A 20438-nucleotide genomic window follows, 5' to 3' on the forward strand; every position below is an offset into this window, starting at 1 on the left:
CTGTTATGTCGAAATATAGAATTATCCGAGATCTTAAAATAATTATGTACATCATTCGAAAAGCAAAACTGTTTGTTGCTTTCATCTTCTTGTTCACGTTGCATTTTCAATTGTCTGCTCAGGGGAAACTTGGTAAACATATTCGTATGACTCCATTTGAACAAGTGAGCATTCGGCATATTTTCGGCGCTTTAGAAGAGCAAGGGTTTGCGTTCTCGTATAATAGTTTACTTTTTAACGTCGATAGTCTTGTCTCAACAAAATCCTTTGACGGACTTTGTATAGATTATCTGGAAGAGATTTTGGGGCCAAATTATGGATTCAAGGAAACGAGCTCTCATATTATTATTACGTATGCTCCGCAGCGCATGGATGTGGAAGTGAATATGAATGTCCATGAGACACGTGCTGTTATTTCCGGTTATGTGCGAGATTTACGTACAGAGAAAGCGATAGCTGACGCAAGCATATACGATAAATATGCCTTTAATACATCTACTTTATCGGATAAGAACGGGTATTTTTTATTAGACATCAAAAAGCCCGGTCATACCGTGGCCATCGTATGGAGCAAAGCCAATTATAAGGACACTTCCATGATGATGTTGTTGCCTATTGAAGCGCTAAAGCTTGCTGAGAAAAAGAAGACCGGGTTTTACAGCATGCATGACAGCAAGAAGAGTATTTTTAATAGCTTCTTTGGACGACTTTTCACAGGCTCATCCCAACGTGTCCAAAGTGTGAATTTAGGTGGATTCTTTGCCTATAGTCCTTTTCAGTTGTCGCTAACTCCTGGTTTGAGCACACATGGATCTTTGGAATCACAGGTGGTCAACAATTTTTCGTTAAATATCATTGGAGGTTCTACGGCAGGGGTTGACGGCACCGAGTTAGGAGGTGTATTTAATGTAAACCAATATGATATGCAAGGGATGCAGGTGGCGGGGGTGCTAAATGTAGTAGGAGGGAATGTACATGGCTTACAGATGTCTGGTGGAGGAAATGTCATACTACATAATTTTAGTGGAACACAATTGGGGGGTATTTGGAATACAGCCGACACGCTGAAAAAGGGCTTTCAAGCTGTTGGTGTCGTTAATCGTGTTAACGAGTCTAACGGTACACAGATTGCGGGTACGATGAATATTTCCCGGGGGTATGCGGGTAGTCAGATAGCTGGGGGAATAAATATTGCAAACAAGGTGAAAGGTATACAATTAGCAGGACTCCTAAACATTGCGGACAGTAGCGACTATCCTATCGCAGTTCTCAACCTAATAAAAAAGGGACACAAACAACTATCGTTTCAAGTAGATGACAGTCACTTGTTAAGTACCCAGTTTCGTTCCGGTGGACGTATATTATATAGTTTGATCGGGATTGGTGCATACATCAGTCAACCGGATATGCAGTATGCTACGGAATTTGGATTGGGTGCTCAACTTTTAAACAGGCGTAAATTCGGCTTAGCCACGGAGTTAGTACAGCGAATGAATTTCGATGACCGGATGCATATGCAGGATGCGCAACGCTTTTCTTTACGTATTATTCCAAGCTGGAAAATGACGAAACATTGGCACGTATATGCCGCACCTTCTTTCATCTATTCTGAAGCAACGGCTTCGAAGGCAGTATCGGGAGTACAGTGGAAAGCGTGGGGAAGTGACAGATTTAAAAACACGTTTCATGCTGGAGGTGCTATCGGCTTGTCTTACTTATTTTAAATTAATCGCCAAATACACCCATTAGACTTATTTCATAGCCATAGGTATACAAAAGCGCTCGTATATGCTCTTCATTTTGTTCGGAAGATTCTACCCGTAGCACAGCGTCTTCGTCCTCTAAGTCAATGGTTATGTTTAAAATAGCTGCGAACTTTTGACTTAGACGTCGCTTTATTTCTTGAAAAGTCAATCGGGTATCTATTGAAGTTTTATAAACAAATACGTAATTTTTCATTTTCATACGATACAGTTTTTGGTAAGATTGATAGTATTATGTCAAGATATAAATGATATGCCGAGCTTAATAGTATTTTTCGGGCAGCACGTGTATTTTATTAAGGTAAGCAGGTCGTTTTTTTCGGTGAAGATATTATTGAAGTTACCCTTAAATTAACACCGTTATAAAGATGCAAGTTTATGAAATTTGTTGCAGGAGAAACTTTGCATAAGACAAGAAAATATCTAAACTTCGTGTAGCCGTGCAATAACGAAAAGAGGGATACCTTATTAAAGTATCCCTCAAAAATCTATATCTTGTTTCTTGAATGTTATTCCTTGTCCAGAAATAGGTCAATCCGTTTCAACAGATAATCATAGTGGTCATATTCGGCATCTTTTGCTTTCTTCCGTCTTTTCTCAACCAGTTGTTTTACATTCTTGATTTCAGCCAACATCAGTCGCTCTATCATGAATTGTTTATCCTTGGCTTGCATGTCCGGATATTGGAAATAAAGTGATTCTTCCGAAAGCAATGACGCAGGACCGGTGTGGTCGTGATTGAAGCAACAGGCCTCGGAATGCACGTGACCACTAACGCGTATGCCAGGCTGTGCGAAGCCTCTTGATACTACGCTTACGTCATTCCGGATATTTGAGATGGCGATCAGCCGATCCAAATAAATGGATTGCAATAACTGCTGATAATAAGGTGGTGTAGCTTCCATTTCTTGAAATATACCTTCGCGGAGATCATTCAGCAAATCTTCGGGAGCATAAGCGTCATCGCCGTTCCGTAGGCGATTGTCCATGAGGTAAGCCAGTTTTCCGTTGTTAAGCAACGCGACTTGAAAGGTCGTCTTATACATACGTTCTAAATAAGAAGCCAGCGGGACAATACGTTTGATGCCGTTATCGCTTTTTGTTGTAATTTGCAGGTTTCCTTTTAGTGCTTGCCCGAGCCATATTGGTGCTTCGGCATATTGCTTTAGAATGAAAGCAACAGCTTCCTGCTGGCTTTTCCGGTTCGCATATCGGTACATTTCCTGTCCGTCTCCCTGTACAGGATAATATTGTTCTACGCCTGCAATCAGGGTTCCGACATGTGTAATATAGCGTTCATATTGCCGCAGTACAGCAACAAAACGATCTTCAAGTTTGTCGTATTTCTTACCCGGCTGCGCCAACCATTCGGGCATATGGGTAACAATGTAATGTAAGTTTTTCATACCGTATTCACTTGCCTTGACCAAATCGTCGCCCAAGCTTTCACGTAATGATGTAGGATCAGATGCGTTGATATCCCCCTCGCCAAACCGATAGCGCGGATCGCCGGCATGTTTGGAAATCCAGGCGTGGAGTACGTCGGTTTCTTCTTCTGGATTTTTGGCTTCAGGTATAGGCCGATACCCCCAATGTATGGCATACCTGTCGTAGACACCTAATCGCGGTGGACTCAACGTTACCCCCTTATCTTCCGGTTGGGCGACGTAATTGAACCGCGCATAATCCATGATGGATGGGGTGGTACCGTACTTTTTGGTGAACGTCGGCGAGCGAAGCGAATCTACCGGATAGGCATGCGATGCTGCCATGTTATGCCGAAGACCTAATGCGTGACCGATTTCGTGTGCTGTAACGTAGCGAAGCGCATCGCCCAGTATTTCATCAGACATCTCGACGTTACGTGCCGCAGGATCGTTTGCTGCTGTTTGTGCAAATCGCCAGTCTTCCAACAACTTCAGGATATTGTGATAGATAATGACATCCGATTCCAATATTTCGCCCGAGCGTGGATCAGTTACTGATGGGCCTTTTGCATTGGGAATAGGAGAGGCTGTGTATCGTATAACGGAGTACCGTATATCTTCGGCAAAGAAGTCCGGGTCATTTTTGGGTGCATCTTTGACCACAATAGCGTTCTTAAAACCCGCTGCTTCGAAAGCTGGAAGCCAGTCTTTTACACCCTGACGGATATAGGAACGCCACTTCTCGGGAGTGGATGCATCGATATAGAAAACGATGGGTTTTTGTGGTTCTACCAATTCTCCTGCTTCCATCTTAGTCCTGTCTTCCGGTTGAGGCTCCAGCCGCCAACGTTTGATCAGATACTGCCGGCGCACCGGATTGCTTTCATTGAAGTCGCTATACGAATCCACGAAATAACCAACTCGATCGTCGGCATACCGCCCCATCATCGGTACCGTAGGAAGTAAGACCATAGATCGGTTTACTTCTACGGTATATAAGTTGTCGCCCTCTGTTACCGTAAGTAAACTCTGTACTTCCACATTTTTTTCAAAACTGCGTGCAGAGGTAATATATGAGCGTTTCTCGTCTACTTTATATTTCTTTCCCGGTCTGCCCAACAGCAGTTCGGCGAGCGTTTTTCCAAAGAAGCCGAGTTCGTTGATATAAGGAATATACAGCGGATTGATATCGATAATGGATCCACCTCTTGTTCCTTTACCTTTTGCTTTGATAGGAAAGGAGAGTAGGATAGGGTCTATAGTCTGTAACGCCACAGCATTACGAAATGCAGTGTCTTGTCCAGAGAAGCGATACATATTTCGGGATGTGACTTTCCGGAGTAAGATGTGCTGCTCATTAGGAGATTTTTCCCAGCGCAGCATCAGTCCAGGCTCAGCCCTTTCACCGGCGACCATATTGTCGCCGGTCCCACCGCTCATGGCGACGCGGATGGAAACCATCAACATATCCCGTCCGAGCAGGCTATCGGCGATTTCGAAAAAATATTGATGATCGGCCTGATGAATGACAAATAGCCCCGTATCGGATTTCAAGGTTTTGTTCTTAAAGAAGGCATTAAACGTCTTGATGGGTGCGGGCCTCTCTGCTTTTGTGCTATCCCCTTGTTGACCCGTTTGGGCGTGGGCTGTCCAGCCCATCACGCTTAACATCAAGGTAAATTTGATAATTTTTGAAAAGTTAATATGCATAGTTTCTGATAAGTCTAAATATTTAGAGGTTTAATACCCGTCATTCTGGTCGCCAAAGAGCGGGTTTGCATCGATTTCACCATCGGGTATAGGCAATATATACTGATCTGTCGTCGTCACTTCCGGTTTTACCTCAGATATCTTTCCAAATCGAATAGAGGCAAACCAATCCGATCCGTTTTCAAAACACAGCTCCTTAATGATCTCAGTATATATTTCGTCGAGTAATGCGGTATGGGAAGTTGCTGTTGAAACCGTCGGTGTGTCCCATGCGCGAGACATGATAGCTTCCAATGGCTCTTTCGCGTCATCTAATGGGGCCTCAATTCGAGCCAATCCCTCGGCTTTAATGAGATACATTTCAGCAAGACGGATGAAATAGGTCGGGCTGTAGAAGGCCGTGTTGTTGACCTTCACCATCCCGCCATTCGCCGCATAGGTCGCAGGTTTTCGGGGATCACTTTCCATGAGTGTCTTTAGGAACGGCCCTGCAACGACATGATTGCCTGTGTAGGTGAATCGCTTTCGGTCGGACGCATAGGTTACAGCATCAGTCGCCCGCACGAAAAGTAGTTCCGGTGCATTGAAGCCAGTACTGAAGACCTGGCTGAAAGTCGGACTCAATGACCGCGGCTCCTGTTCGATGACTTCGTTGGCCAACAGTGCAGCCTCCTCGTATTCTCCACGGTACAGCAATACACGTGCTTTGAGGGCTTTGGCTGACCCATTCGAGAAAAATATAGGTGTGGAGAAGTCCGGCGCATTTGCGATAGCGAAGTCGAGATCGTCCAGTATGAGTTGATAAGTCTCCGCCACGCTGCTACGCGCTTTAAGCCGGTTAGTGAAGTCAGTGGGCTCGGTCCGGATGACGACACCGAATTCGCTTTCCAGATCATAAAACTCGCCAAAATAACGTAAAGCATCGAAATGAGCCATAGCCCGTAGTGCCCTGGCCTCACCAATAATGCTGTTTTTTTCTGTTTCTGACAGTTCGGATGTTGGGAGCTGAGTAGTCAGCTGAATGGTCCAGTTGGCATGGTCTACAACTTTGTAAAATGCGCCCCATATATTGGCGACATCGGCAAGATTAGACATTACCGCATTGTCAACAAACTGTTGGCTGAGGAGAAACCCGCCCCGGGTAGCTGTCCCTGTCAACGCAGCGGGTACCATTTCTGTGAACATGTAGTAGTACTGGTCATGCAGCATGGCGTAGGTTCCGTTTAAGAGGTAGCGGGCTCCTTCTGCTGTCTTGGCCACATTTTCCGGGACCAGATTATTAGGCGGGTCCACATCGACCACATTGACCAGCTTTGAGCAGGACATCAGTAACGTGGATATAACGAACAAGTGAATGATATTCTTCATTTTTTTTCTGTTTTTATAATTCTTAAAATCCAGCTTTGATACCAAATGTATACGTTTTTGCGGCGGGGTAACGGCTGTTATCCAACCCTGCACTTACGTCGTTATTGAATAAATTAGTCGTCTCGGGATTTGCACCGGGATATTTGGTAAATGTTAGTAGATTACGTGCACTCGCAAACAACTGTACACGATCCAAAAACCCACTTCTGACTAAGAAGGACTGGGGCAGGCTGTATTCCAGCAGCACATTGTTGAGCCTTAAGAATGAAGCATCGTGTACATAGAAGCTCGAAATGCCCGCATTCCCGTTGGGGTCACCATACACGGCGCGGGGCTGATCGGTAGGACGTTCAGGTGTCCAGCGATTCATGACGATGTCCCATTTGTTTTCTCCGGTTGCCTGTGAGGCAAAGTTGATACTCGTAGCTTGTGTACCCCAACGCAGGTCGTTACCGATAGAATAATTGAACATCGTCGTTAGGCGCACGCCTTTATAGCGGAATGTGCTGGAGAAACCGCCCCAGATATCAGGTGCGGCATTACCGATGACGGTCTGGTCCAATGCCGTGATTTCACCGTCCGGAACACCATTCGGGCCGCTGATGTCTTTAAAAAGGATATCACCCGGTGCTGTCCCGGCAGCTTTGTAGATACCATCCGGCGCACCGGCGTTCAGCTGCTCGAGTTGTTCTGTCGTTTGTATGATGCCATCAGCTACATAGCCCCAGAGTAATCCGATCGGGCTTCCGATCTTTAATATCGATCCCGTATTTGGTGGTGTGATCGTTCCGGTGGTTTCGTTGAGAAAATCATCGTTCAGACTTACCAGTTTATTACGGTTGCGCGTTACATTCAACATCATGTTCCAACCGAAATTCTGACCTCTGATGATGTCTCCTTCTAAGGTCAATTCTAATCCTGTATTTCGGGTTGTGCCCACGTTGGTGACCGTTTGTACGAAGCCGGTAGACCGTGGTACATTCATGAAATAATGTAGATCGGCTGTTGTTTTATTGTAGTAATCGATCACCCCATTTAGGCGATTATTAAACAAAGAGAAGTCCAATCCGACATCGGTCTGTGTGGTCAATTCCCATTTGAGTCGAGAGTTGCCCAGTTGAATATGGGTAACCGCCGGTAATCCACCATATTGCGATGCCTCGAACAGTGATCGCCATTGATATGGGCCAAAGTTTTGTTGGCCGATTACCCCGACACTTGCCCGCAGCTTCAATTCATCAAGGAATGAAATCGAACGCATGAACGGCTCTTGCGATATACGCCAGCCCACAGCACCGGTAGGGAAGAAGGCCCATTGATTACCCGAAGCGAATTTTGATGAAGCGTCGGTACGCCCGGAGGCCATCACAATATAACGGTCTTTTAAGGTGTAGTTGACCCGCCCGAAGTATGAAGCAAGACCGCTCTGTGTCTTATCAGAACGTATCAGGAAATCTGTTGTGGCGCTGGATAAATTGTTAAGGACTTCATCTTGGGGGAAGCCGCGACCCGATGCTTTGAGGTAACCCGTCGCATCACCTTGCCAGGAGGCACCGATTATAGCGTCGAGCGCATGGATCTCCCCAAAACTCTGCGCATAGTTTAATGTATTTTCCCATAGGTGTGAGGTCGATTGTGAGACACTTTCCTGTCCGTAGCCGTTACCCACCATGCCGGTCGAATAATTAAAACCACCTTCGTTGGTATAGCTCGGGTAATAATTGTGCATATCACCCATGTTATAATTCAAGGACAACGCCGTGCGAAACTTGAAATATTTTGCAAACCGGGCCTCTCCAAAGACCGATCCGACAAATAACAGCGTATTGTTTGTGTTCGATATGTTGCTTATTGCGACGGGGTTTGCCTGTGAATAAAAAGGCGAATAGGTATAGCTTCCATCTGGATTATAAATTGGTAAATCCGGTCGGAAGACATATATACGGCTTAATAGACCTTGATGGGGAGAGCCTTGGTCACTTGACGAAAGATTTAACGAGGTACCCACGCGGATAGCATCGGAGACATTCAACGTCAGATTGGTAAGGAAGTTATAGCGTCTGAAGTAAGCGCTTTTAAATGTTCCTTCGTGGCCATTATGACCTGCACTCACGTAGTACTGTAGTGCTTTACCACCTCCCTGGACGGATAAGTTGACATGCTTCGTAAGTGGGTTAGCAATGCTTACTTCCTTTTCCCAGTCCGTATCGGCGGTACCAAAATAGCTCCCGTCTCGGATTTGTTGGATAAAGGGGGCAGTAGATGTGCTGTTATTGGCGGCTTCCATCCATATTTCGCGGAACTGATCTGCATTGAGCGTCGATTCCGTTTGTGCTTTCTGAATCGCTAATGACGAGGTGAAGTTGAATATAGGCTTCTCTGTCAATGATCCATTTTTTGTGGTGATAATCACTACGCCATTGGCGGCACGTGAACCATAAATGGCTGTTGCCGACGCATCTTTCAGTATACTTATCGATTCGATATCGGCTGGATTGAGGTTGTTCAGTGGGCTATTGAGTCCTTGTCTCAGCATTTCTGCATTAAAAGTAGAACCATCGTCAGGGATATTCCCTTCTGTAGTCATCGGTACACCATCCACAACGTACAAAGGTTGGTTTGAGCCCAAGAGGGAAGAAGACCCCCGGATACGGATACGTGTAGCAGCTCCGGGTTGTCCGGTTTCCTGTTGCACCATCACGCCCGCCGCCAGACCTTTTAAGGATTCTTCGAGATTGACTACCGGCGGGAGATCCGCAATCTGTTCCCCTGAAATTGTACTCACCGCGCCTGTAATATTTTTGCGCTGTTGATTGCCATAGGCGATAACAACAGTCTCTTGTAGTTCGTTTGTGTTTTCCTGAAGAATCACATTGATGCGTGTACGTCCATCGATAGGCACTTCTTTAGATATGTAAGCGATATGTGAAAACGCTATAAATTTACCTTCGGTGGGTACCTTGATAGTAAACTCTCCATCGGCATTCGTTCTAACGGTATTAAAATTCAACGATAATTTAAATTTAAACGTTGATTGCTCCTGTTCCGTTGGTTGCTCCTGTTCCGTTGGTTGCTCCTGTTCCGCTACTTTATTTTTAATTATTGTCACGGACACCCCCGGGATGGGATTACCTTTTGTATCGGTAACCCGTCCATTGATCTGTACCTGGGCTTGTGATTGGATTTTTGATTTAGGCTTTTCTTTTACTACCACCGTCCGTTCGAGTATGCTGTAGGTGAAGGGCTGTCCTTTGAAGCACGCATCCAGTACGTCGGTGAGCGGAGCATTCGTCATGTCCAAGCTAACCGGTTTAGCGGATGTCGCGATATTGGTGCCAATGACAAAATCGTAGCCGGTTTGTTGTCGAATAGTCTGAAAGACCTCGGCAAGCTTTGCATTTTTTGTCTTAATACTTACGCGCTGAGCCAAGATTGGCACCGCCCAGGTGTGTAACACCATTGTCAGTATGAGCACGATAGTTACATGAAGTCGCATAAGTAATCTTCTAGTAATAAAATCATTAAAATTCATAATTTTGAACCAGTTGGGTTTTTTCATTTGTTGTAAAAAAATCAGTTGTATTTAGTCGTGTAGCTGTCTTATACAAATAATGGACTTGACCCATCGTAGCCGGGGTGTTAGCGCACCTCGGTTTTTATTTATACAAGACATCGATGTTGGTGTCCTATTACTGCATAACCACAATCCTCCTTTCGTTATGTCCTGCTGTAGGCCCTTCAATTTTAAATTTTACCTGCCCTGTCATCTCTAGAATTTCCAATACAGTAGAAATGTTTTTTGATCTGGAAACTATTCCATATAATCGTATGTTCTTCGGGGCATTTTGGTAGACGACTTCAGCATCATACCAGCGGCCAAGCCTTTTCATGATGGATTCCAAAGGCTCATTGTCAAACATGAAATCTCCGTTCTTCCAGGCCATTGCGGATAGAACGTTTACGGGCTGTTTCGATAGTTTTCCGTCAGCGAACAGACCTTGTTCGCCCGGCGAGAGTGTGACGGATGCGTCCGTCTCGTTGGCACGTAGCTTGACAGTACCTTCGATCAATGTTGTTTTGATTATGGTTTCGTCGGGATAAGCCGAAACATTGAATTGTGTGCCTGTCACCTCAACCTGTTGTCCGCCTACCGTAATCCGAAAAGGCTTGGACGACCGCGCGTCTGCCTTTGCTACATCAAAATAGGCTTCACCTTCAAGTCGAACGAGGCGTTCATTGCCTATAAATCGATTGGGATATTGGAGTGTGGATCCGGCATTGAGCCAAACTTTTGTGCCGTCGGGTAAGGTTACTTGATAGGTGCCTCCCTTTGGTGTACTTAGTGACATAAGGGAAGGCGTATCAGCTGATGGATCGTCTGTATGGTTTGTCACGACTGCACTACCATCGTCGTACATCACCGCATTCCCGACGACGATTCCAGTCTGTGCTTCGTTCAGCTCAATCGTACGGCCATCTGCAAGTGTGAGAGTCGCCTTGTTGCCGCCAGGGAGCAGATCGATCGATTTTTCAGTGGCAGTGCTCAACCTGTCAGCCGGGTTCGTTAAATAGAATAAACTGCCTAGGGCGACGGCGATCGCGATTGTTGCCGCTGCTGCGATAGACCAATATCTGCGACGTTGCCACCATCCAGTACGTATATGTTCTTGTTCGAAAGCGGATAACATTCGACTGCGTAAAGCGAATTGTTCGGCTTCGCTCAGCTGCTCGGTGTAACCCGGGTCTTGCTCAAAGCTGGCGTACCAGGCATTCAACTCCCGTTGTTGCTTGGAGGTTGCGGTTTGCTGCTTAGAGACATCAATTAAAAAACGTAGGCGCTCTTTTTTCATACATATTACAGGTTTACCCCTTTATTAAGATGTATCGTTTCAACCGCCAAAAACCCTTGCTCTGAAAGTGAATATTATTGTAATATGCAGGCTATGAGCAAAATAAAATTTATCGGATAGTTTTTGAAGTAATGCTTTAGTATAACCCGAGCACGATGTAAATGTCCTTCGACAGTTTTTTCGGACAGGTTCAGTCGCTGCGCGATCTCCTTATAGGAGAGCTGCTCGCGTTGTCTTAGAAAGAATACTTCTCGGCACTTCGGAGGCATATGGCTTCCCGCTTCTTCCAACAGGGCTTGCATTTCTTTCTCCTCCAATAACTGGGACGTCTCGGACGTAGAGAGATTGGGCAGGTCTCGAAACCACTCTTCCCGATAGCGTTCACGGACAAGCTGTCTGCGCACTTCGTCGAGTACTTTATATTTGAGTACAGTATGGAGATAACCCGATAGCGATGTGGAGATGACTAACGTTTTTCGAGCTTTATAGAGATGGGCATACACCTCCTGAACGATATCCTCCGCAATCTGCGGATCCTTTAATCGTTTGTAGGCCGCATCCAATAATTCCTGCCAGTAGCGCTCATAGAGTATTTTGAAAGCTGCGTGATTATCTTCAGCAATCTGTTCCAGTAAATGTATATCTGTCCACGGCGGCTTCATGAAGGAATATTCTCTGGTGAAGATGAATTGATAAATGTACTACAAGTTTATGAATAACAATGTGTTAGTACAGTTTGTTTACCTGTGTATTTCTTTTTATGCCTTGACTTCTCGTAGCATGACAGCATAGACGAACAGTCTGGCCGCTTAGGAGACACGGCACAGACATGATTTATCCTCGATCGGTATAATCTAAAAGCGATCTATTTTCTTCAACTCGTCGATGATTTTTTGTTGTGTCTGCGGACCGACAGGCACCAGCGGTAAGCGTACATAATCTTTGCCGAAACCTTTTTGCTGTAGAATATATTTTACGCCGCAAGGATTGCCTTCAACAAAGCAAAGTTCAGTGATATGAAGCAGTTGTGCATGAAGAATACCTGCTTCTGCATAGTTGCCGGCACGACATAGCTTAGCCAGCTGAGCAACCTTTCCAGGAAACGCGTTGCCAACGACCGAGATGATTCCTACTGCTCCTAACGCCATCATGGGTAACGTCACAGGGTCATCGCCTGAGATCAACAGGAAATCGTCGGGTTTATCGCGCATGATTTCAGAAAACTGCATAAAGTTACCCGATGCTTCTTTAATCGCTACGATATTCTTAAAATCCTGAGCCAACCTGACCGCTGTGGCCGGCATGATATTACTTCCCGTCCTTCCGGGGACATTATAAAGGATGATCGGTAAGGTCGATACTTCAGCTATCGCTTTGTAATGTTGATATATCCCTTCCTGTGTAGGCTTGTTGTAGTAGGGCGAGACCGATAGAATAGCACAATATCCTGGTATGTCAAATGCTTGTACTTGACGAACAATCTCCGCAGTATTGTTGCCGCCTATTCCTGCAACTAAAGGAACACGACCTTTTACTTTATCGGTGGTAAACTTCCAAACCTGCTTCCGGTCCTCCTGTGCCAATGTCGCCGTTTCACCCGTAGTGCCTAACGACACGAGGTAATCCACACCTTCTGCAATCTGATATTCGATCAAATCACCTAGTGTGTCAAAATCAATGGATCCATCCGCATGAAAAGGAGTAACCAACGCTACACCTGCCCCTATAAGCTCATTCATCTTTCTTTTATGCTATTTTTTTAATTGTTTCTATTAATCATATGTAATAATTCCTCTTCCGAAATAATAGGAATTTTTAATTTTTCAGCTTTTACACGCTTAGAAGGTCCCATCTTGTCACCTGCCACCAGATAATTCAGTTTTGCTGAAATGCTACTGATCATCTTGCCGCCATGGGATTCGATAAGTGCGGCCAACTCCTCCCGGGAGAAGTCCACAAAAACACCTGAAATAAGGAAAGTCTTATCCGATAGCCCATTCCCCGCCAGGACAATCGTTTTTTCTTCGATCTGAAAATGAAGCCCCGCAACAGCCAGCTTATCCAGTTCCAAAAGATGTTTCTCCTCCCGCAGATAATAAAATACACTTTCGGCGATACGAATGCCGATGTCCTGTACAGCAGCGAGCTCCTCGATGGATGCAAGCTTCATGTTTTCCAGGGATTTAAAATGCTGGGCCAACTTTTTAGCAACCGTTTCGCCGACATGACGTATGCCCAGTGCGAAGAGCACCTTTTCAAAAGGTTTCTCTTTCGACTTTTCAATACCCACCAGCATATTTTCAATAGACTTCTGCCCGAAGCGTTCGATACGGACAAGCTCTTCCCGGCGTTCTTGAAGCGTATATATATCCGATATTTTCGAAATTAATCCCAAAGAATAGAAGGTTTCGATCGTTTCATTACCTAAACCCGCTATATCCATCATTTTGCGTCCTGCAAAATGTTGCAACTTGCCGACAATTTGTGGTCTGCAACCGTATTCATTGGGGCAATAGTGTACCGCTTCTCCTTCTTGTCGAACCAAGGGCGCGCTACATACCGGGCACAGCAACGGATAAACAATGGGTGCCGTATTGCTGGGACGTTTGGTTATATTAACGCCCATGACTTTGGGGATAATCTCGCCACCTTTTTCCACATATACCGTATCGCCGATATGCAGATCCAAGCGTTGAATTTCATTAGCGTTATGCAGCGACGCTCTTTTTACTGTTGTGCCGGCTAAGCTAACCGGTTTTAAGTTGGCGACCGGTGTCACAGCTCCTGTGCGGCCTACTTGATAGGTAATATCTTTGAGTATCGTTTCTGCACGTTCAGCTTTAAACTTAAAAGATGTGGCCCATCGCGGTGATTTGGCGGTGAACCCCAATTCTTCTTGGTAAGCATAGTCGTTGACCTTAATGACAATGCCGTCTATTTCGTAAGAAAGCTGATGTCTTGCGGTATCCCAATACTGTATAAAATCCAATACCTCATCGACGGTATCGCACAAAGTTGTATGCTCACACACCGGAAAGCCCCACGATTGTACAGCGCTCAGACTATCCCAGTGCGTATGAAAAAGCCGGTTTCTGTTATCTGCGTATAAAAAGTAGAGAAAGCAATCCAAGGGTCGTTTGGCCACCTCAGCAGAGTCCTGTAACTTGATCGTTCCGGCGGCAAAGTTTCGCGGATTAGCATAAGTCTGCTCGTCATTTTCCGCCCGTTCTTTGTTGAGCCGCAGGAATGCAGCCTTGTGCATAAATATTTCGCCGCGGATTTCAAAAGTATCCGGATAACCTCCTTGTTTAAGTTGGTGGGGGATACTTCGGATTGTCCGGACATTTTGAGTCACAATATCACCCTGTATACCATCGCCCCGCGTTACCGCTTTTGTCAGCTTTCCTTCGGTATAGGTGAGGGAAATGGAGAGCCCGTCAAACTTGAGCTCACATACATATTGTACGGGTGTACCCACAATTTTTCGGACGCGTTCATCAAAATCCCGTAGCTCTTGTTCGTTGTACGTGTTGCTAAGCGAGAGCATGGGCCAGCGATGTCTTGTCGTCTCAAATTTAGAGGTAATATCACCGCCTACTTTACCTGTAGGCGAGTTAGGATCTTTATAGTCCGGAAAATCGCTTTCCAGCTTTTCAAGCTCCTTTAGCTTGAGATCAAAGTCATAATCCGGAATGACAGAATTCGCCAGAACATAATATTGGTAATTATATTCGTTCAGCTCTTGCGTGAGCTGCGCCATGTGCTCTTGAATATCGCGTGACATCGACAGCGAAATTAAGAAATTTTTAGCCTAATATTAATTAAAATAATTTTATGCCGTTAGCGCTCTTAATAGAAGTCCTTTTCACGTAGTCCCCGATAAGTATGGATCTTATTGATGTAAAAATCCCAGATGATACATTTCTTATACTTTCCGGTTTTATTTTCCGGGGTGCGCGGTTTTTTTCGTTTCGCTGCTGTTCGGAAAAAATGCAAACAGAAACTTTGATGAGCCCGGCTGACTGCCCAGGCATCTCTTCTTTTGCCTTCAAACAGAAAACGGATTATCGCAAAAAGATCTAACCACAACCTACATTGGAGAATGAGAAAGGCCTGTCCAAAAGAAAGGTTCTTTTGCAGCATCATCAGGTTATTTCGAAAGTTGAGGTACGTCTTCCGTGGATTACTGGTTTTCAGCGTACCTCCGCCAACATGATACACCGTACTTTCAAAAGCATAGCCGATTTTATAACCCAGTTTCTTCAACCGCCAACAGAGGTCTACCTCTTCCATATGGGCGAAGAAATCCTCATCAAATCCACCGACTTCCTGCCAAGCGGTCGATTTAATACATAAAGCTGCACCTGATGCCCAGAACACTTCCGCATTCTGATCATATTGCCCTTGATCTTCCTCACAGATGTGGAGTATGCGTCCGCGACAGAAGGGATAACCGAAAGTATCAATTGCGCCGCCCGCAGCACCCGCGTGTTCAAAATGTGTTTTTTGATGATAAGATTTTATCTTCGGTTGTACAGCCGCGTAGCCTTCCTGTTCCATGAGCTGTATCATCGGTTCAATCCAGCCCGGCGTTACCTCCACATCTGAATTTAACAAGATAAAATAGTCGGCCCCAACATGTTCCAGAATTCTGTTGTATCCACCCGCAAAACCGTAGTTGGACGGGTTCTGAATAATCGTGATATTAGGATACGTTTTCCGGACAAAGTCTACTGAATCATCTGTAGATGCATTGTCGCCCAACACAAACTCAATATTCGGATAGGTACTATTGTATACCGATGGTAAGAATTTTTCAAGGAAAAAACGACCATCCCAGTTTAGGATTACAACGGCAACTTTCGGGTATTCTGTCCTCATATCGCTCTTTTCTTTCGCTTCCAACGGTTGTGTGACCATAACCAAAAAGCGGGTTCCTCCCGGATTATTTCTTCGGTAAATTTATTGTGTAGCTTTGTAATTTCGTATTTAGCGTACATTTCTGGGTTTTCTACTAAAGTAGTGAATTTGCAGAAATAATAGCCTCTTTTTTTCTTTCTGCCGATCTGACAGAAGACAACAGGATTTCCGGTCAGTTTTGCTATCCGCTCTGTACCGGTATATACCAAGGCCTCCTGGTTAAGAAAATCCATGAAATAATCGGAATCCTGATAGACAGGGGTTTGATCCGCAACAAACATACTGATATGGGCTTGATTTTTAAGCTTGACAATATGCCGTAAGATCTGTTTCATCGGCACCATTGTTGCGCCGAACCGTGTTCGGATATGGTTGTAAATATCATCAAAATTTTTGTTGTTGAGCGGTTTGTAGATGACGAGTTTTGGGTAAGGTGTCATTAAGGACAACCGATGTATCCCCAATTCCCAGTTGGCATAATGTGCGGTTACACCGATAACTGCTTTGCCGGCGTCGAAATGTCGGGTTACCTCTTCTTCATTGAGCAACTCGATGCGCTGGATGACCTGCTCTTTCGAAATCGTTCGCATTTTGATCGCTTCGACGACAATATCAGGAAGGTAACGATAAAACTTTCGGGCGATTTGACGTATTTCGTTCTGCGTTTTTTCGGGAAAAGACTTTTGCAGATTGGTGTATACAATCTTCTTGCGATATCCGAGTACGTAATAAATAATCACGAACAAAAAATCGGAGATAAGATATAATACCGCGAAGGGCAGTAACGATAAGATCCATATGCATGCAGAAAGAATGCTCTTTTTCATCTATTCCTCAAACTTAGATAAAATGCTGTATTTTTGCGAAAATTTTAAATTAATTTTCATATGCCCACGTCATCTGTTTTGTTCTCTGCGAATTACCTTCCCGCTGTTTCGTGTTTTCATGCTATCCATAAAGAGGAATACCCCCTAAGGTTGGAGAAATACGAACATTACCCGAAGCAGACGTATCGAAACCGAGCTAAGATAGCAACGGCAAATGGTGTGTTGGACCTGATATTACCTGTAGAGCATGGACGCAAGGAACATGTTGCTATGAAAGATATCCGAATCAATTATGATCACGATTGGCAGCGATTACACTGGTTGAGCATACAGACAGCCTACCGGAGTTCGGCTTATTTCGAATATTATGAAGACGACTTCTTTCCGTTCTTTCATAAAAAATATGAGTTTCTTTTCGACTACAATGTCGCGCAGCTGGAATTGATATTGAAAATTTTGAAGATCGACCGTATCCTTACATTTACCGACGGTTATGAGAAAGAACCGGTCGATACTATCGATTACAGAACAGCAATCCACCCTAAAAAGGAGAGTATATATCCCCATGCTAAACCGTATTACCAACTATTTGAAGATAGACACGGGTTTATTCCCGACCTCAGTATAATCGATTTGATTTTTAATCAGGGACCAGGTAGTAAAGCCTATTTGTAGGCTTTTGTCTTTATAAAACAATTAACAGTCCTCTTTGTTAAGTCTGTGTTAATATACAGTATTCAAAAAAGAAAGGTTTTTGTTAAAAAATATATGAGGATCAATGTATTTTATGCTATTATCCTCCTGAATGTAAGCTATAGCTATGCACAGACAGGAGTGGACACCATTCATTATAAGAAAGTATATTATTTTGCTGGCACTGGCTTAGGGATCCCGCTCGGTAAAACGAACGAAGTATTGTCGCCAAAGGTATTTGCGGGCAGTATGGGGGTGGACTTTACCTTACGTAATCCTAAATATTATGTTTATCCGGCTTTATATATGCTGTCCTTTAAGTATAAACAACAGTATAGTGATCCGGATTACAATAAAATCATAGAAGACGGGGGAGCCAGTATCTATATGCTGAGCTTGGCGGCCGGTCGTCGGAAGCAGTATAATCGACTCAATGCTTACATATATGCTGGTCCGACAATAGGATTGGTGAGCGAGCCGCGTGCAGAGGAAGTGGGTGATATTGTTAAAATCCACCATTTGAAATCCATTGCCTTTGGAACAAAAGTCGGCGTAGGTGCCGACTATAAGTTTCCGGGCTTTTTCGTCTGTAGTGAATTCGGTTATATGTATAACTTTAACCGGATACAGGGCAGACCTTTCCAAGCGCTCACGATTATGGTGGGTTTAAAGTCGGATATTACCAAAATAAAGAATAAAGTCGTCGATATCTTGACGCCCATTGTAAGTTCTTCCTCCAGTCCGAATTGATAAATATTAAAAATATCAACGTATTTGATCTTTTGATATTATTAATTTAATATTTCATGTATATTTTTATTAAAATTTTAATAAAAATTCAAAAACATTATGAATTTTGTTTTTATGTTACGTCCTTTGTGGAGTAATTATTTCAGTCATCTTAAAAAAACAAAATCGTATGTGTGGAATTATTGGAGCATTTGATTTAGTTCGGGGAGAACAGCAGATCAGACCACAGGTCTTAGAAATGGCGAAGCGTATTCGCCACCGCGGACCGGACTGGTCCGGAATCTTTAGTTCGCCAAAGGCAATTTTAGCCCACGAACGTTTAGCAATCGTCGATCCGAAATCCGGAAGCCAACCTCTATTTAGCCCGGATGGTAAAGTTGTGTTAGCCGTAAATGGTGAAATATACAATCACCAGGCGCTACGTAATGCTCTTCCACATTATAATTTTACAACACAGTCTGACTCTGAGATTATATTGGCCTTATATCTGGAAAAGGGTACGGCTTTCCTGGAGGACCTCAATGGCATCTTTGCCTTTGCACTGTATGATTCGCGCGATGGGTCTTTCATGGCGGCACGGGACCATATGGGCATTATTCCATTGTACTATGGTTCGGACGAAGCTGGGCAGTTTTTTGTGGCATCCGAACTGAAGTCTTTAGAAGGTTTCTGCTCGCAGATTGAACAGTTTCCTCCGGGGCATTATCTGTATAACAAGGAGGGAAGTCTGCTTCAGAAATGGTATAAGCGCGATTGGGAAGCCTATGACGCTGTGCAGGATGCGGAAACAGATATAGCGGTTTTACGTCAAGCCTTGGAAGATGCTGTTTATCGGCAGTTGATGTCTGATGTGCCTTATGGCGTACTCTTATCGGGCGGGCTCGACTCATCCGTCATCGCAGCAGTAACAAAGAAATTTGCCTCAAAACGTATCGAGACCTCTGGACAAGATGAAGCTTGGTATCCGCAGTTGCATTCTTTTGCTGTCGGTTTAAAAGGGGCACCGGACTTAAAAGCGGCTCAAAAGGCAGCGGAACATATTGGCACGATCCATCATGAGGTCAACTTTACTATCCAGGAAGGTCTGGATGCGATCCGCGACGTCATTTATCATTTGGAAACTTATGATGTAACCACGGTAAGAGCATCGACACCGATGTATCTTTTGGCTCGTGTTATCAAGTCCATGGGCATCAAGATGGTGCTGTCGGGTGAAGGTTCGGACGAACTCTTTGGCGGGTACTTATATTTTCATAAAGCACCTGATGCGAAGGAGTTTCATGAAGAGACGGTCCGCAAGCTGAAAAAGCTGTATCTGTACGACTGTCTACGCGCCAACAAGTCCTTGGCTTCCTGGGGTGTTGAAGGTCGGGTGCCTTTCCTGGATAAGGAATTTATCGATGTGGCGATGCGCTTAAATCCGAAGGATAAGATGATCAAGGAAGGACGGATGGAAAAATGGGTTGTGCGTAAAGCATTTGAAGATTATTTACCGGAAAGTATTGCATGGCGCCAGAAGGAACAATTTTCGGACGGGGTAGGGTATAGCTGGATTGATACCTTAAAAGATCAAGCCGAAAAAATGGTAACGGATGAAGAATTCGCGCAGGCAGCTTCCCGTTTTCCGGTCAACACGCCAAAAAACAAGGAGGAGTATCATTATCGCTCTATTTTTGAAGAACACTTTCCTTCGGAAGCAGCAGCCCGGACCGTACCTTCGGTTAAATCGGTAGCATGTAGCACACCGGAAGCATTGTTATGGGATGCAGCATTCCAAAACATGAATGATCCATCGGGAAGAGCGGTAGCGAACGTGCATCAGGAAAGCTATGAGCAAGCGAAGGTCGAAATGCTAACTTAAAGGCAAAAATGGTATTGCTTTTTTGAAATGGAAGTTTTATCTTTGTTGCAATTCCGAAAAAAGGAGGTCGTATTCTATTCCTGAATAGCTCAGTTGGTTAGAGCATCTGACTGTTAATCAGAGGGTCGCTGGTTCGAGCCCAGCTTCAGGAGCCAAGGTCGCAGAATATTTTTGCGACCTTTTTTGTTATGACCTATTATCTTTACATATTATATTCCGAATCTTCTGACAGATATTATGTTGGTTAGAGTGGATCAAGCAGAATCTTT

Annotated in this window: 14 protein-coding genes and 1 tRNA gene; 5 read left to right on the plus strand and 10 right to left on the minus strand. The window is 44.4% G+C overall.

What is annotated here, in order from left to right; translation table 11 throughout:
- Nucleotides 1-5 precede the first annotated feature (5 nt).
- Nucleotides 6-1724: a hypothetical protein gene (locus G5B30_RS06425; RefSeq protein ID WP_165319133.1), complete on the plus strand. Its 1719-nt coding sequence runs from the start codon at nt 6-8 to the stop codon at nt 1722-1724.
- Nucleotide 1725: 1 nt separating this feature from the next.
- On the opposite strand, the gene G5B30_RS06430 is transcribed toward G5B30_RS06425, so the two are convergent.
- From G5B30_RS06430 to G5B30_RS06475, 10 genes are all read right to left on the minus strand, one after another.
- A complete protein-coding gene (locus tag G5B30_RS06430; protein ID WP_165319134.1) occupies nt 1726-1959 on the minus strand; it encodes a hypothetical protein in 234 nt (77 codons plus the stop codon).
- Between the two features lie 313 nt (nt 1960-2272).
- Nucleotides 2273-4900, minus strand: coding sequence for a zinc-dependent metalloprotease (locus G5B30_RS06435; RefSeq protein WP_165319135.1), 2628 nt, complete (start codon nt 4898-4900; stop codon nt 2273-2275).
- 30 nt (nt 4901-4930) lie between these two features.
- The gene (locus G5B30_RS06440; RefSeq protein ID WP_165319136.1) at nt 4931-6268 is read right to left on the minus strand and encodes a RagB/SusD family nutrient uptake outer membrane protein; all 1338 of its coding nucleotides are present in this window, start codon (nt 6266-6268) and stop codon (nt 4931-4933) included.
- 22 nt (nt 6269-6290) lie between these two features.
- Nucleotides 6291-9764: a TonB-dependent receptor gene (locus tag G5B30_RS06445; protein ID WP_165319137.1), complete on the minus strand. Its 3474-nt coding sequence runs from the start codon at nt 9762-9764 to the stop codon at nt 6291-6293.
- A 193-nt stretch (nt 9765-9957) separates the two neighbouring features.
- The gene (locus G5B30_RS06450) at nt 9958-11118 is read right to left on the minus strand and encodes a FecR family protein (RefSeq protein WP_165319138.1); all 1161 of its coding nucleotides are present in this window, start codon (nt 11116-11118) and stop codon (nt 9958-9960) included.
- Between the two features lie 74 nt (nt 11119-11192).
- Nucleotides 11193-11780, minus strand: a complete 588-nt coding sequence (locus G5B30_RS06455; RefSeq protein WP_165319139.1) for an RNA polymerase sigma factor — start codon at nt 11778-11780, stop codon at nt 11193-11195.
- 192 nt (nt 11781-11972) lie between these two features.
- A complete protein-coding gene (gene dapA, locus G5B30_RS06460; protein WP_165319140.1) occupies nt 11973-12857 on the minus strand; it encodes a 4-hydroxy-tetrahydrodipicolinate synthase in 885 nt (294 codons plus the stop codon).
- Between the two features lie 20 nt (nt 12858-12877).
- Entirely contained in the window at nt 12878-14902 is a 2025-nt protein-coding gene (gene ligA / locus G5B30_RS06465; protein ID WP_165319141.1) for an NAD-dependent DNA ligase LigA, read from the minus strand.
- 65 nt (nt 14903-14967) lie between these two features.
- The gene (locus G5B30_RS06470; protein WP_165319142.1) at nt 14968-15999 is read right to left on the minus strand and encodes a glycosyltransferase family 2 protein; all 1032 of its coding nucleotides are present in this window, start codon (nt 15997-15999) and stop codon (nt 14968-14970) included.
- Nucleotides 15996-16865 carry a lysophospholipid acyltransferase family protein gene (locus G5B30_RS06475; RefSeq protein ID WP_165319143.1) on the minus strand — a complete coding sequence of 290 codons (870 nt, stop codon included), beginning with the start codon at nt 16863-16865 and terminating at the stop codon, nt 15996-15998. Before G5B30_RS06475 ends, G5B30_RS06470 begins: the two co-directional genes overlap by 4 nt.
- Nucleotides 16866-16925: 60 nt before the next feature.
- Between G5B30_RS06475 and G5B30_RS06480 the strand changes: the two genes are divergently transcribed.
- The 4 genes from G5B30_RS06480 to G5B30_RS06495 all read left to right on the plus strand — a co-directional run bounded on the left by G5B30_RS06480 (nt 16926) and on the right by G5B30_RS06495 (nt 20324).
- The gene (locus G5B30_RS06480) at nt 16926-17540 is read left to right on the plus strand and encodes a WbqC family protein (protein WP_165319144.1); all 615 of its coding nucleotides are present in this window, start codon (nt 16926-16928) and stop codon (nt 17538-17540) included.
- 93 nt (nt 17541-17633) lie between these two features.
- Nucleotides 17634-18308, plus strand: a complete 675-nt coding sequence (locus G5B30_RS06485; protein ID WP_165319145.1) for a hypothetical protein — start codon at nt 17634-17636, stop codon at nt 18306-18308.
- A gap of 169 nt (nt 18309-18477) precedes the next feature.
- A complete protein-coding gene (gene asnB / locus G5B30_RS06490) occupies nt 18478-20169 on the plus strand; it encodes an asparagine synthase B (RefSeq protein WP_165319146.1) in 1692 nt (563 codons plus the stop codon).
- 78 nt (nt 20170-20247) lie between these two features.
- Nucleotides 20248-20324, plus strand: a tRNA-Asn gene (locus tag G5B30_RS06495).
- Nucleotides 20325-20438 lie beyond the last annotated feature (114 nt).

It is taken from the genome of Sphingobacterium sp. SGG-5 (assembly GCF_011043525.1).
In the GTDB taxonomy this organism is placed as follows: domain Bacteria; phylum Bacteroidota; class Bacteroidia; order Sphingobacteriales; family Sphingobacteriaceae; genus Sphingobacterium.

Excerpts from the sequence above, each read along its gene's own strand:
- G5B30_RS06440 (WP_165319136.1), bottom strand. The coding sequence starts at position 6,268 with ATGAAGAATATCATTCACTTGTTCGTTATATCCACGTTACTGATGTCC.
- G5B30_RS06470 (WP_165319142.1), bottom strand. The coding sequence starts at position 15,999 with ATGAGGACAGAATACCCGAAAGTTGCCGTTGTAATCCTAAACTGGGAT.
- dapA (WP_165319140.1), bottom strand. The coding sequence starts at position 12,857 with ATGAATGAGCTTATAGGGGCAGGTGTAGCGTTGGTTACTCCTTTTCAT.
- G5B30_RS06475 (WP_165319143.1), bottom strand. The coding sequence starts at position 16,865 with ATGAAAAAGAGCATTCTTTCTGCATGCATATGGATCTTATCGTTACTG.
- G5B30_RS06455 (WP_165319139.1), bottom strand. The coding sequence starts at position 11,780 with ATGAAGCCGCCGTGGACAGATATACATTTACTGGAACAGATTGCTGAA.
- G5B30_RS06450 (WP_165319138.1), bottom strand. The coding sequence starts at position 11,118 with ATGAAAAAAGAGCGCCTACGTTTTTTAATTGATGTCTCTAAGCAGCAA.
- G5B30_RS06480 (WP_165319144.1), top strand. The coding sequence starts at position 16,926 with ATGCCCACGTCATCTGTTTTGTTCTCTGCGAATTACCTTCCCGCTGTT.
- G5B30_RS06430 (WP_165319134.1), bottom strand. The coding sequence starts at position 1,959 with ATGAAAAATTACGTATTTGTTTATAAAACTTCAATAGATACCCGATTG.
- asnB (WP_165319146.1), top strand. The coding sequence starts at position 18,478 with ATGTGTGGAATTATTGGAGCATTTGATTTAGTTCGGGGAGAACAGCAG.
- G5B30_RS06435 (WP_165319135.1), bottom strand. The coding sequence starts at position 4,900 with ATGCATATTAACTTTTCAAAAATTATCAAATTTACCTTGATGTTAAGC.
- ligA (WP_165319141.1), bottom strand. The coding sequence starts at position 14,902 with ATGTCACGCGATATTCAAGAGCACATGGCGCAGCTCACGCAAGAGCTG.
- G5B30_RS06445 (WP_165319137.1), bottom strand. The coding sequence starts at position 9,764 with ATGCGACTTCATGTAACTATCGTGCTCATACTGACAATGGTGTTACAC.
- G5B30_RS06425 (WP_165319133.1), top strand. The coding sequence starts at position 6 with ATGTCGAAATATAGAATTATCCGAGATCTTAAAATAATTATGTACATC.
- G5B30_RS06485 (WP_165319145.1), top strand. The coding sequence starts at position 17,634 with ATGAGGATCAATGTATTTTATGCTATTATCCTCCTGAATGTAAGCTAT.